Origin of the sequence: Sulfitobacter sediminilitoris (assembly GCF_010667575.1) — a bacterium.
Classification (GTDB): domain Bacteria; phylum Pseudomonadota; class Alphaproteobacteria; order Rhodobacterales; family Rhodobacteraceae; genus Sulfitobacter; species Sulfitobacter sediminilitoris.
This window is the reverse complement of the sequence record NZ_JAABNT010000002.1, coordinates 229,289-241,606: the sequence shown is the minus strand read 5'-3', so window position 1 is coordinate 241,606 and position 12,318 is coordinate 229,289. Positions and strand designations below refer to the sequence as shown.

Annotated in this window: 12 protein-coding genes; 2 read left to right on the top strand and 10 right to left on the bottom strand. The window is 57.0% G+C overall.

The window, feature by feature from the left end; translation table 11 throughout:
* The first annotated feature begins 45 nt into the window (after positions 1-45).
* Positions 46-1,092 (top strand): ferrochelatase, encoded by a 1,047-nt coding sequence (gene hemH / locus GV827_RS04060; RefSeq protein WP_164352423.1) that lies wholly within the window; start codon positions 46-48, stop codon positions 1,090-1,092.
* Between the two features lie 34 nt (positions 1,093-1,126).
* Here hemH and yghX read toward each other — a convergent pair whose 3' ends face one another.
* From yghX to GV827_RS04045, 3 genes are all read right to left on the bottom strand, one after another.
* On the bottom strand, positions 1,127-2,014 hold the full coding sequence (gene yghX / locus GV827_RS04055; protein ID WP_164352422.1) for a YghX family hydrolase: 888 nt from the start codon (positions 2,012-2,014) through the stop codon (positions 1,127-1,129).
* Positions 2,015-2,198: 184 nt separating this feature from the next.
* Positions 2,199-2,381, bottom strand: coding sequence for a hypothetical protein (locus tag GV827_RS04050; protein WP_164352421.1), 183 nt, complete (start codon positions 2,379-2,381; stop codon positions 2,199-2,201).
* Between the two features lie 142 nt (positions 2,382-2,523).
* Positions 2,524-3,135, bottom strand: a complete 612-nt coding sequence (locus GV827_RS04045) for a L,D-transpeptidase family protein (RefSeq protein ID WP_164352420.1) — start codon at positions 3,133-3,135, stop codon at positions 2,524-2,526.
* Positions 3,136-3,304: 169 nt separating this feature from the next.
* Here GV827_RS04045 and dalA point away from each other — a divergent pair, with 169 nt between their 5' ends.
* Positions 3,305-3,814, top strand: a complete 510-nt coding sequence (gene dalA / locus GV827_RS04040; protein ID WP_164352419.1) for a divisome-associated lipoprotein DalA — start codon at positions 3,305-3,307, stop codon at positions 3,812-3,814.
* Positions 3,815-3,826: 12 nt separating this feature from the next.
* Here dalA and GV827_RS04035 read toward each other — a convergent pair whose 3' ends face one another.
* The 7 genes from GV827_RS04035 to hslO form a co-directional block, all read right to left on the bottom strand.
* Complete coding sequence (locus GV827_RS04035) at positions 3,827-4,324, bottom strand: L,D-transpeptidase family protein (RefSeq protein ID WP_164352418.1); 498 nt, start codon at positions 4,322-4,324, stop codon at positions 3,827-3,829.
* 95 nt (positions 4,325-4,419) lie between these two features.
* Positions 4,420-5,643 carry a class I SAM-dependent RNA methyltransferase gene (locus tag GV827_RS04030; RefSeq protein ID WP_164352417.1) on the bottom strand — a complete coding sequence of 408 codons (1,224 nt, stop codon included), beginning with the start codon at positions 5,641-5,643 and terminating at the stop codon, positions 4,420-4,422.
* A gap of 37 nt (positions 5,644-5,680) precedes the next feature.
* Positions 5,681-7,441 (bottom strand): ABC transporter ATP-binding protein, encoded by a 1,761-nt coding sequence (locus GV827_RS04025; RefSeq protein ID WP_386333947.1) that lies wholly within the window; start codon positions 7,439-7,441, stop codon positions 5,681-5,683.
* A gap of 74 nt (positions 7,442-7,515) precedes the next feature.
* A complete protein-coding gene (locus GV827_RS04020) occupies positions 7,516-9,360 on the bottom strand; it encodes an ABC transporter ATP-binding protein (RefSeq protein WP_164352415.1) in 1,845 nt (614 codons plus the stop codon).
* A 169-nt stretch (positions 9,361-9,529) separates the two neighbouring features.
* Positions 9,530-10,708 carry a CCA tRNA nucleotidyltransferase gene (locus GV827_RS04015; RefSeq protein ID WP_164352414.1) on the bottom strand — a complete coding sequence of 393 codons (1,179 nt, stop codon included), beginning with the start codon at positions 10,706-10,708 and terminating at the stop codon, positions 9,530-9,532.
* The gene (locus GV827_RS04010) at positions 10,684-11,283 is read right to left on the bottom strand and encodes a CoA pyrophosphatase (protein WP_164352688.1); all 600 of its coding nucleotides are present in this window, start codon (positions 11,281-11,283) and stop codon (positions 10,684-10,686) included. Before GV827_RS04010 ends, GV827_RS04015 begins: the two co-directional genes overlap by 25 nt.
* Entirely contained in the window at positions 11,273-12,271 is a 999-nt protein-coding gene (gene hslO / locus GV827_RS04005; RefSeq protein ID WP_164352413.1) for an Hsp33 family molecular chaperone HslO, read from the bottom strand. The genes GV827_RS04010 and hslO overlap by 11 nt, the downstream gene beginning before the upstream one ends.
* Between the last annotated feature and the right edge of the window lie 47 nt (positions 12,272-12,318).

The following is a 12,318-nucleotide window of genomic DNA, read 5'->3' as shown; positions in this document are numbered from 1 at the left end:
AATTGTCTAAGGACCGAAGGCATGGATTTATCTAAGGACCACAAAATGCAAGCCGCGCGCCCTGCACACGCAAACGAGGACCATCCGGTCGTTCCAAAACAACGTGTTGGCGTGCTGATCGCGAACCTTGGTACGCCTGATAATTATGACTATTGGTCCATGCGCCGTTATCTGGGTGAATTCCTGTCGGACCGTCGGGTCATCGACTATTCTCCATGGCTCTGGCAGCCACTCTTGCAATTGATCATTCTGACAAAGCGTCCTTTCACGTCTGGTGCGGCGTATAAGTCCATTTGGAACGAGGAACAGGGCGAAAGCCCCCTGATGACGATCACCAAGGCACAAACAGCCAAGATCAAGACCGCGATGAAAGAGCGTTACGGCGATGACGTGATGGTCGACTTCTGCATGCGCTACGGAAACCCCTCAACCAAGTCCAAGGTTGAGGCGATGACGAAAGCTGGCTGTTCAAAGATCCTGTTCTTCCCACTTTATCCGCATTACGCTGGCGCGACTTCGGCAACCGCTTGCGACGCATTCTTTGCTGCCTTGGGTAAGGAAAAGTGGCAACCCATCGCCCGTGTCGTGCCACCATACTTTGACCGTCCCGATTATATCGAGGCGCTCGCGCAATCCATCGAACGCGCCTATGCAGCAGCAGAGAAACGTCCAGATATCCTGATCTGCTCTTATCACGGTGTGCCAATCCGCTATCTGATGGAAGGTGACCCCTATCACTGCCAGTGCCAGAAAACGACGCGCCTGCTTAAGGAACGGCTTGGCTGGAAAGACACCGAAATCATGACGACCTTCCAGTCGAAATTCGGACCCGAAGAATGGCTTCAGCCCTACACCGTCGAAGAAGTCGCGCGTCAGGCTGAGGCCGGAAACAAGAACATCGCCGTTTGCGCACCCGCGTTTTCAGCTGATTGCATCGAAACGCTTGAAGAGATCAATGAAGAGATCAAGGAAAGCTTTGAAGAGGCGGGCGGTGAACATTTCACTTACATCCCATGCCTCAATGACGACGATATGCACATCAAGGCGCTGTCCAACACGATCGAAGAGAACCTGAAGGGCTGGCTGGACTAAACCAGCCAACCCAAGCGTCTGGAACAGGCGCTATTCAGGTCAGATACTTGCGAAAATGCGCAATCGTCCGATCCCATGACAACTTGGCCATGTCCTCGTCATAGCGTGGCGTGCTGTCGTTATGGAAACCGTGGTTGGCCCCTTCGTAGATGTAGGCCTCATACGTCTTCCCATGCTCTTTCAGCGCAGCCTCATACGCAGGCCAGCCCGCATTGATACGTTCATCAAGTTCCCCGTAATGCAAAAGCAGTGGTGCCTGAATTTTTGGTACATCTTCCACTGCCGCCTGTCGTCCATAATAGGGGACAGCCGCCTTTAGCTCAGGATATGCAACGGCGGCCGCGTTCGACACGCCCCCGCCATAGCAGAAACCGGTAATACCCACGTTCCCCGTCGATCCCTCGTGCGTCATCAGAAACTCGATTGCAGCGAAAAAGTCATTCATCAGCTTTTCCGGATCAACCGTCTTTTGCAGCGCACGACCTTCGGTGTCATTGCCTGGATACCCACCGACAGAGGTCAGGCCATCAGGCGCCAGCGCCATGAAACCGTCCTTGGCGAGACGCCTTGCAACATCTTCGATATAGGGATTCAATCCGCGGTTCTCGTGCACCACGACAACGGAGGGCAATTTGCCTTGGGCATTTGCCGGACGCACCATATATCCCCGCACTTCACCGTGACCGTTGGGCGAAGGATAGGAAATGTATTCAGGTACGATGTCCGGATCGTTGAAAGATACTTGCTCCGCCAGAGCATAATTTGGTGACATCATGCCCAAAATTGCAGTTGCGGTCAGACCAGCAACGGCAAACTTGGCCGCCCCATCCAGAAACTGACGTTTCGTGATCATGCCATGGGCGTAGAAATCATAAAGCTCCAGAAGTTTTGGATCGAAATCTTTTGCGGTAAGCCGTTTCATCACGCTGCCTCCCTGTTGCAAGTGTTCGCTTTGGGAAGATAGCACAGATGAGGAAAGACACGTTGGACTTTTGACAACACACTTTCTGATGGGACAGTCGCGGCCAATACATTCTCGGCAGGCTGCCAAACGAAAAAAGGCGGTGCCAAAGCACCGCCTTCTTTATTTCAGTTGTTGTTCCGAATTAGTCGGAAGCAACAGCCGCAGCAACCACAGCCAACAGGATCAGCGGGATCAGGATGCCGGAAGAAGAACCGGTTGCTTCTTCAACGATCACTGGTGCTTCGATGACTGGGTCTGCGAGAGAGCCAGCGTATGCGGTCGATGCAGCAGCCGTCAGAGCAGCGGCGAGAACGAGTTTTTTCATAGTAATAACCTCCAGAATAGGCGTGCAACGCAAATTTGCGCGCACGCGCCCAAGACTTACCTCGTAACACTTTGTAAACAGCATAACTGTTGGAATGCAAACCCGGATTTCGCTGCTGCATCGCAGAACCGTCGAAATGTCGTCAAATAAGCAACACTTGTGTGCCCACTTTGGCCATCTCGTAAAGCTCTTCAATATGCTCATTATAAAGGCCAATACAGCCGTTTGACGATTTACGCCCAATCTTGCGTGTATCGTGCGTGCCGTGAATGCGGTAGTACGTCCAGCTCAGGTGCAGGGACCGCGTACCAAGGGGGTTATCAGGCCCCGGTCCGATATAGTCCGGCCATTCCGGATTCCGCTGCAACATCGACGGCGTCGGTCTCCAAGAGGGTTCCGGATCCTTGAGAATCACGCGTGTACGACCCCGACGGGTAAGGTCATCCGTCAGCGGCACACTCGATGGATAAAGCTTGTAGATGCTCTGGTCTTCCGACCAGTAGTGCACCGCGCGGCTGTCGATATCGACCAAAATCGCGCCATTCTGCGTGTTATCGAAATATGGCTGCCAATCAAGCGTCCGGAAGCTTGAGATATTGCGGCGCACGGTTTCCGTCAGATCACGTTCCACCTGAGTTGTAGCAGCTGAGTTCACAGAACCAGTGTTTTGAGCAAGTGCCGGCGTGGCCAGCATTGCCGCGCTGCCAGCCAAGAAGCTGCGGCGACTTGTGATTTTCGATTTGTTGTCAGACATTTTCAGTCTCCATCATGTTCGGTTTCCCGATATCGAGTGAATATATTGCCCGAAAGCCGCAGTATCAATTCAAACAACTGTCATAAGGCGCAGTAACGCCGATGTGCGTTTGAACTGCAACGTGCGTCCATGTAAGGCATACCAGAACCGCAACGCTTGGAGCAGCGTCATGATCCGTCTATTGTCCGTTTTTCTGGCCTTGGCCATCGCTTTGACCGCTTGTGCGCCTGCCGCACCGCAAATGGGCACGGATGGAAAACCACTGCCGAAACCCTATCGGATCAGTGCGCGGGATACTGGCAAGATTCAGTTCCGTATGCTTGATTCTATCAATGCCCTGCGTCAGGCAGGCGGTCGGGCACCGGTACAGCTGAACTCGCAACTCAATGCTGCTGCGGCAACACATTCCCGGGATATGTCCGTCCAAAACCGGCCTTGGCATTTCGGATCTGATGGGTCTTCTCCCATCGACCGGATCAATCGCGTGGGATACACCGGCCGCCTTGTCGGAGAGACGATCTCGGAAACCTACGAGTCAGAGCTGGAAACGCTTGCCGCCTGGATGGAGCAGCCCGATACGCGCCGCGTGATTATGTCGCCCGACGCGCGCAACATGGGGTTTGCATGGCATCAGGAACGAGGTGGCAAGATCTGGTGGACTTTGGTGATGGGCGACTAAGCTGCCCATCTTTTACGGGTTGATCTGAATCGGCGTACCGTCTCTGACCATTGCGTAAATATCTTCAATTTCCTTGTTCTTGACCGCGATACATCCCCAGGTCCAGTCATCCTTGTCCTTTTTCAGCGGATGTTTCTGACCATGGATAAAGATGTCGCCGCCGGGCGGTTTTCCCAATGCCTTTGCGCGTTCCCGATCCCGTTCGTTCGGATATGAAATACCAAGCGACAAGTGAAACCGTGAATTCGGATTGCGACGGTCGATCAGGTATATCCCTTCGGGCGTTCTTCCGTCACCTTCGATTTCCTTATGCCCCATTGGCGCAAAGCCAAGCCGGATTCTGTAATCCTGAAGCACCTTGTCATAGTGCAGCAGGTACATGTTCCGCGCGCCCTTGTTGACCAACACGTAAGTGACCTCAGGCCCGTTATATCTTTTGAATTTGCTGTCCGCGCAGGCACCCAGCGCCACCAGCGCTGTGCCTCCAAGGATCATATTCCTGCGATTCATCGCGTCTGCCCCTTTTGTCGGCGGTTCCCGACCCGTTTCTTATGGCGCTACCATATATCAAAAAAAATGCCGTTCAAAAAGATGTGAGATGCCTTCTATCCCGCGATCTGTGTGAAGGATGCCGCAAGCTCCACATGTGCGGACCAGCGAAATTGGTCAACGACCTGAACCCAATCAAGGGTGTACCCCGCATCACAAAGCGCCTGCGCATCCCGTGCAAAGGTCACCGGATTGCATGAAACAAACGCAATACGCGGTACGCCGGCTTTGCATATCTCAACGACCTGCCGCTCCGCCCCGGCGCGCGGCGGATCAAGAACGATGGCTTCCAGTCCCTTCATCTCATCCGGCAAGAGTGGGCGGCGAAACAGATCACGCGCCTCGGTTGTGACAGGTTTCAGGCCTTCCGCCTTGCGCCATCCCTGGTCCAGGGCGGTCAGCATCTCTGCCTCACCCTCCACGGCATGAACGCTTGCCGTCTCTGCCAACGGCAACGCGAAGGTGCCGCACCCAGAGAACAGGTCAGCGACATGGGATGCTTCGCCCACAGCTTCGCGTACGGCGGCCAGCAATGCCGCCTCGCCATCCGCAGTGGCCTGAATGAAAGCGCCCGGAGGCGGCAAAACCTCGGCCCGACCAAATCGTTGGAGGGGCGGCAGGCGCATCGCAATAACCTCGTCTTCCCAAGCGATCCGCGCCAGTCCCAGTTTCTCGCAAAGCTGCCCAAGTGTCAGCCGCAAGGGTCCGTCCAGCGGCTTGCCAACTGTCACCGCAACGTCCAGCCCGTTTTCTGACAACGTGACCGTGACCGCCAAAGCCGCCTTGCGACTGGCCCCTGCCATCGCCAATTCCTCGGCCACGTTCAGCCCAGCCATCAGGTCGGGGTGCAGCAATTGGCAATCGGGTATCTCGATGATCACATCAGACCCACGACCGTAAAAACCTGCCATTGCGCCCTTCTTGGTCCGGCGCGCGGCAAAGGTCGCACGGCGGCGGGATTGCGCGGGTGAGGTGATGATCGGTCGAAATTCAGTCTCTAATCCATGCGCATCCAACGCATTGCGCACCACGTCCACCTTCCAGTCCGCCACAAACGCGTCTGAGGCATGTTGCAGCGCACAACCCCCGCAGGCCTTGAAGTGACGGCATGGTGGTGCGACCCGTTCAGACGACGGCGTGATAATTCTGATGTCTTCCAGCGTCTGACCAGACACGCGCCCTGTCACCACCTCGCCCGGAAGGGTGACAGGAGCAAAGAGCGGGCCATCGGCGATGCCGTCCCCGTGGTGGCCCAGGCGGCGTATGGTAAATTCAGTCATGTGCCCGATGTACCGCGCAGACCGGGGCGACCCAAGCCTATTCCGCCGCCTTCATGTTTAAAAAACCACCGGACTGACGCTGCCAATACCGCGCATAGAGCCCGTCTTGGGCCAGCAGCACGTCATGGGTGCCGCTTTCCACGATTCGGCCTGCATCCATGACAACGATCCGGTCCATTTCGGTCAGAGTCGACAGCCGGTGCGCGATGGCCAACACGGTCTTGCCCTCCATCACGCGGGTCAGCGCCGCCTGTATTGACGCCTCGACCTCGCTGTCGAGCGCAGAGGTCGCTTCATCCAGGACAAGGATGGGCGCATCCTTCAGAATTGCACGGGTCAGGGCGATCCGTTGCCGCTGTCCGCCGGATAGTTTCACACCGCGCTCCCCCAAATGGGCGTCATAGCCGCGACGCCCCCGGTGATCCTGCAGACCCATGATGAAATCATGCGCCTCGGCCCGCTTTGCGGCGGCGATCACCTCGTCCTCCGTTGCATCGGGCCGACCGTACAGAATGTTGTCCCGCGCAGATCGGTTGAACATCGCTGTTTCCTGCGTGACCATCCCGATATTGCGACGCAAACTCTCTTGTGTGATATCCCGCAGGTCCATCCCGTCGATCGAGACAGAACCCTCTTCCGCCTCGTAGAGCCGCAGAAGCAGTGCAACCAGCGTCGATTTACCTGCACCAGATGCCCCCACGATCCCCAGCTTTTCACCCGGATGAATGGTGAGAGAGATACCCTCAATCCCGCCGGTCTCGCGACCATAGGCAAAGCCGAGACCGTCAAAAGAAATCTCGCCCCGCGTCACCGTCAAGTCCGTCGCACCGGGCGCATCTTCGACCCTGACCCGTGGTGTCAGCGTCTTCATTCCATCTTCTACTTCGCCCACATTGGAATAGATCGCCATCAAGGTGAAGCTGACCCAGCCCGTCATCTGCGCAATGCGGATGGCGATTGCTCCAGAGGCAACAATATCGCCTTCGCTCGCGATCCCGCGCTGCCACAATAGTATCGTCCCGCCGATAAGCAGTACCGGCAAAACACCTGCAAGGCTCATCAGCGCCAGTCGGAACCCGGCAGCAAGGTACCCAAACTCAAGCGCCCTTTGCCGGAACGTCTGCATCGCGCCCAGCGCCGCGCGATCCTCGTGATCCGCGTGGGCAAATAGTTTGACCGTTTTGATGTTGGTGATCGTATCAACCACCTGCCCCGACACCATTGCCCGCGCCCCGGCACGCCCTGCAGACCGCGCGCGGACCCGTGGCAGAAACCAGTTGATCAAGGCCAGATAGGCAACCAGCCAGACCGCGAACCCAATTGCCACCCGCCAGTCGATGGCCAGCAAAAGTGCGACGGACCCAACCAGCGAAGCCAGCGCAAAGGCGACCACGTTGATGACCTCGGACGCAACTTCGGTTACCGCCCGCGCCGCCTGCATTTGCTTTTGCGCAATGCGACCGGCGAAATCGTCATCAAAGAACCCGACATTCTGGCCAAGTGTCCAGCGATGAAGCCGCGAAAGGACCAAGGGGTTCACATTGGGCTGAACCATGATGGCGTTCGACGCAGACGATAGGCCAAACAGAACCGGGCGCGCGATCAGGAAGAACGCCATCGCCCCGATGATCAGACCAAGGTTCTGACCGTCAAAGAACGCATCCGGCCCTGCGCTTAACGTGGCATCGATGACCTTGCCCAAGATCCATGCTGTCCCCGCCTCCAATATTCCGGCAAGCGCGGACAGCAGTGCGGCCAGCCACAACACGGGCCACGCACCTGACAGGCACCAGCGCATGAATGCGCCCAGCGACTGTGGTGGCGGACCGTCAGCGGCGGCAAACGGGTTGATCCAATCAGAAACGCGCAAAACTATTCCTCGGCCACTTCGTCCAATTTCAGGAAACCGCCCGACTGACGGCTCCAGAAGTCTGCATATAGCCCGCCTTGCGCCAAGAGCGCGTCATGTGTGCCTTCTTCGACAATTTGCCCCTGATCCAGCACGATGATCCGGTCCATTTCGGCGATTGTGGACAGGCGGTGCGCGATGGCGATTACCGTCTTGCCCGCCATCATCCCGTAAAGCGTTTCCTGAATTGCCGCCTCAACCTCACTGTCGAGCGCCGAGGTCGCCTCATCCAGAACTAGGATCGGCGCGTTCTTCAGGATGACCCGGGCCAACGTAATCCGCTGACGCTGACCACCTGACAGTTTCACGCCACGTTCACCTACCCGCGCGTCATACCCGGTGCGCCCTTCGGGATCGGCCAGATCCAGAATGAACTCATGCGCCTGGGCCTGTTTCGCCGCGCCAATCATCTCTTCTTCGGTGGCATCAGGCCGACCATAGAGAATGTTTTCGCGCACTGACCGGTGCAGCAAGGAACTGTCTTGCTGCACCATGCCGATATGCCGGCGTAAACTGTCCTGTGTCAGGCAATTGATGTTCTGACCATCGATCAAGACCTCGCCGGATTCCGCGTCGTAGAACCGCAAAAGCAGCTTCACGAGGGTCGATTTCCCGGCGCCTGAGCGGCCGACAAGCCCGATCCTCTCGCCCGGCGCGATCTTTAAATTCACATTCTGCAATCCGCCTTGGGTGCGACCGTAGTGATGGGTCAGATCACGCACTTCTATCTCGCCTCTCCCCAATTGCAGAGGTTCGGCATCGGCCCGGTCCACCAGCGCGATCGGCTGCGCAATGGTCTCCATCCCTTCGGCCACCACGCCCAGTTCCCGGAAGAACGAGGACAGCGCCCACATGATCCAACCGGTCATCGCATTCAGACGCAGGGTCAGCGCGGCCGCAGCGGCGACAACACCAACCGACGCCTCGCCCCATGTCCACAGCGCCAGCGCCCAACCGACAACCCCAAGGATCAGCACCCCATTCAGCACCGTCAGAACGACATCCATGATCGTGAAGATGCGCATTTCCTTCTGGAACGTCTGTCGCGCATATTCGATCGCTTCCTTGGCATGATCCACTTCCAGATCATGGTGCGCGAACATCTTGACCGAATGAATGTTGGTGTAGGCATCGACCACACGCCCCGTAACCTGTGACCGCGCATCGGACGCGGCCTGTGATGCCGGGCCAACCCGTGTCACCGTCCATTTGACCAGCGCACCGTACAGAACAAACCACCCCAGCAAGGGCAACATCAGCCGCCAATCCGAGGTGCTAAGGAGGACTGCGGCGCCGATCATATAGGCCAGCGAATAGGAAATCGCGTCAAAGGTCTGAAACACGACCTCTCCCGCTGCTGGCGGCGTTTGCATGATCCGGTTCGCGATGCGCCCGGCAAAGTCGTTCTCGAACCAGCCAACCGACTGTCGCAGCACCTGCCGATGCGCACGCCAGCGGATCAACGTGCCAAAATTTGGCAGGATGGCATTGTTGATCAAAGCAACGTCAAATCCCTGAAACAGAGGCCGCACGATCAGCACGAATCCGGCAACCAGCATCAGTTCGGTTCCATGGTTCGCCCACAGCTGCGTGGGATCCGTGGCAAGCAGATCGACGATGCGCCCCATGTAGTAGATCAACCCGACCTCTATCGCAGCCACGACGATGGACATGATGGCCGTCAGGACAAAGATGCCTTTGAACGGTTCGCAATAGGCACGCATGAACGGCCACAGCTTGCGCGGTGGCGTGTCGGTTTCGACGTAGGGCGTATAGGGATCAACGAGGTTTTCGAAAAAGCGGAACATGGGCGGGAGCCTTGAACGTGTATATGCAAAATGACCGGACGCGCCCTTGGCACAGTCCAGCAGGAAACGTGGTCATCTCGGCTTTAGCCGAACCAGATCCCGCGATACATTTTGCAACCCTCCATGTTCTTGTCATTTAGATACCCAAGAACAGGCTTTGTGTCGACCCTCACACCGTTCGCAAAAGCGCATCCCGGCTCAGCGCAAAGCCGGAGTCGATCCATTTCTGCTCGATCTCTTTCAGTTTTGCGCCCAGCGCAGGACCTTCATAGTCGGGGATTAGGTCCTTGGCCTTGACTGGAAAAACTGCTGAGCTAGCGTTTCGTATCGTCTCTGATACGGCCAAATCAGGCTCTTTCTCTTCCAAGGTGGCGCGCAAAAGCATCGCGCCCTCCGCAGCCTCCTGTCCATGGCGGTACGCGATTTCGGCCAACGATGGACCGGCAAAGCCAAAATCGTGCATATGGCCCACGCGTCGGGTGTCGGCCCTGCTCAACCGGAATCGGGTGGCGACATCTTCACCGCCGAGGATGGCAAGCCGATTGACCCAGTTGGGCTGAAGCGAAAGACACCCTTCCAGATGCACAAGAACCGGCAAAAACCGATCATCCGCACCGGGCAACACGGCGTGCAAAACATTGGTTTGACGCATAACGGCCACAGCTGGAGAAGGGTCGGGTGCGGACAGCAGTTTGACCATCTCTTGCCCCACACGCTCCGCGGAAAGCGTCTCTAACCCGTCGGTATTTGCGGAAATGGCTGCCAAGGCATCTGCGTCAAATCCTTCAGCAGGATCAGCATACCACGCCGAGAACCGGAAGAACCGCAAGATGCGCAGATAGTCCTCTCTGATCCTCGCTTCGGGATCCTCAATAAACCTGATCCGCCGTGCAAGCAGATCAGGCAGACCGCCCAGCGGATCAATGATGCAGCCCTTCACCGTGGCATAGAGCGCGTTCATGGTGAAATCCCGGCGGCGCGCGTCGTCCTCCATATTGTCAGAGAATGCCACGACGGCACGACGACCATCGGTTTCCACGTCATGCCGGAACGTCGTGATCTCAAACGGTGTACCATGCGCAACCACGGTCACCGTTCCGTGGTCAATGCCAGTGGGAACGGCCTTCAACCCCGCGTCCTCTGCAACCTTCATAACCTGATCCGGGTGCGCGTTGGTGGACATGTCCACATCGCTGTCGGCAAGACCCAGAATGGCATTCCGAACACAGCCGCCAACAAAGAAGATGTCAAATCCCGCACGCTCAATCACTGCACAGACCTCGGCCGCGCCGGGGTCATTCAGCCAGCTTGTATCGGGCGGGATTACGATGTCATTCGATCGGACCATGCCCGAAGCATACGCGCGGTTGCGCCCCAGATGTAATAGGGGCCGTAAGGAACCGTAAAATAATGACGCCGTGTGCCACGCCAGCGACGGGATTCAATCAGATAGTTTGCCGGGTCAGCCACATGGCTAAGCGGGACTGAAAAGACCTCGTCCACTTCACCGGGCTCCGGGATTACTTCAAATCCGTCTCTAACAAAGGCAAAAACTGGCGTAACGGTGAACCCGGTCACAGTCTCATGCGCTGGCAAAGTACCCAAAACATCGACGATATCGTAGGGCAATCCGATCTCTTCATGCGCCTCACGCAGCGCAGCAGCAATCACGTCCGCATCGCCTTCATCCTGCTTGCCGCCCGGAAAGGCAATCTGTCCCGGATGATGCTTGAGCGCCGAGGACCGCTTGGTCAGCAAAAGATGGAAACCGCTGTCGCGCGCCACGATCGGTGCCAGCACGCCAGCGGGCCGTAACTTGCGACCCTCGGGCAACTGCACATCCGGGTTCAGATCAAAGTCAGACGTTTCCCGCCCTTCCCTGCCCAGCGCCGCCCTTATCTGATCAATGCTCTCAATCACCAGAGGTCGTTTCAGCTTCAAATCCGACTGTCGCCGGGTCAAGATCGTAATGCGCACCACAGAACTGACAGTCTGCTGTTACCCGCCCATCATCCGTGGTCATCTTTTCAATGTCCTTGGCCGAATAGATCGACAGACTCTGTCGCACGCGATCCTCCGAACAGGTGCAGCCAAACCGTACCGCCTGCGCATCGAAAACACGCGGCTGTTCCTCGTGAAACAGGCGCAGCAAAAGGTCCGTTGGCGGCACGCTTGGGCCAATCAGTTCCAGATCCTCAACCGTGTCCAAAAGAATATTGGCGCGGTTCCAGTTCTCTTCCTCGTCACCGTGAACCAGATCATTCGCAGACAAAAGATCGCCGGTGCCCTCGCCTTTCGCAGCAAAGGGGGACGCCTTGGGCATATGCTGCAACATCAACCCACCTGCGCGCCAATGCTCGGCCTCAGCGGGTCCGGAAGACCGGCCAAAACTAAGCGAGAAGCGCGTCGGCAACTGTTCGGACTGCGCAAAATATGCCTCTGCACAGGCAGCGAGAGAACCGCCAGCCAATGGTGTGATGCCCTGATAGGGGGTCATTCCTTGGCCCTGATCGATCATGATCGCAAAATATCCTTCGCCCACCTGATCGAATGGTACAGAATCGCTTAGCCGGTCAGCATCATAGCTTGCATAAGCTCTGATCTGAGCCGAACGGCCATCTTCCTGCGGACCGTAATAGTCTGTTGCGATCATTCGCACAGCACCCTTTGACTGCACCTGCAAGGACAGCTTCCAGCGCAGCTTGATGGTTTGGCCGATCAAGGCCGTCAACAGCGCCATTTCAGCAACCAGCGCTTCAACCTGTGGCGGATAATCGTGCTGGCTCAGGATGCCGTCCAGTACCCCGTCCAGACGCGCAACGCGCCCGCGAATGTCGCAATTATCCAGTTGGAACGGCAACACGCTGTCGTCCCAGGCAATCTGGTTTCCGGGCTGTTGTTGGGCTGTCATTGGGGTTTCCTTATCTCAGGCCGGTTGGCATACCGCGTCTATATAGG

Excerpts from the sequence above, each read along its gene's own strand:
- yghX (WP_164352422.1), bottom strand. The coding sequence starts at position 2,014 with ATGAAACGGCTTACCGCAAAAGATTTCGATCCAAAACTTCTGGAGCTT.
- hemH (WP_164352423.1), top strand. The coding sequence starts at position 46 with ATGCAAGCCGCGCGCCCTGCACACGCAAACGAGGACCATCCGGTCGTT.
- GV827_RS04030 (WP_164352417.1), bottom strand. The coding sequence starts at position 5,643 with ATGACTGAATTTACCATACGCCGCCTGGGCCACCACGGGGACGGCATC.
- GV827_RS04015 (WP_164352414.1), bottom strand. The coding sequence starts at position 10,708 with ATGGTCCGATCGAATGACATCGTAATCCCGCCCGATACAAGCTGGCTG.
- hslO (WP_164352413.1), bottom strand. The coding sequence starts at position 12,271 with ATGACAGCCCAACAACAGCCCGGAAACCAGATTGCCTGGGACGACAGC.
- GV827_RS04045 (WP_164352420.1), bottom strand. The coding sequence starts at position 3,135 with ATGTCTGACAACAAATCGAAAATCACAAGTCGCCGCAGCTTCTTGGCT.
- GV827_RS04035 (WP_164352418.1), bottom strand. The coding sequence starts at position 4,324 with ATGAATCGCAGGAATATGATCCTTGGAGGCACAGCGCTGGTGGCGCTG.
- GV827_RS04025 (WP_386333947.1), bottom strand. The coding sequence starts at position 7,441 with ATGCGCTGGTGCCTGTCAGGTGCGTGGCCCGTGTTGTGGCTGGCCGCA.
- GV827_RS04050 (WP_164352421.1), bottom strand. The coding sequence starts at position 2,381 with ATGAAAAAACTCGTTCTCGCCGCTGCTCTGACGGCTGCTGCATCGACC.
- GV827_RS04020 (WP_164352415.1), bottom strand. The coding sequence starts at position 9,360 with ATGTTCCGCTTTTTCGAAAACCTCGTTGATCCCTATACGCCCTACGTC.
- dalA (WP_164352419.1), top strand. The coding sequence starts at position 3,305 with ATGATCCGTCTATTGTCCGTTTTTCTGGCCTTGGCCATCGCTTTGACC.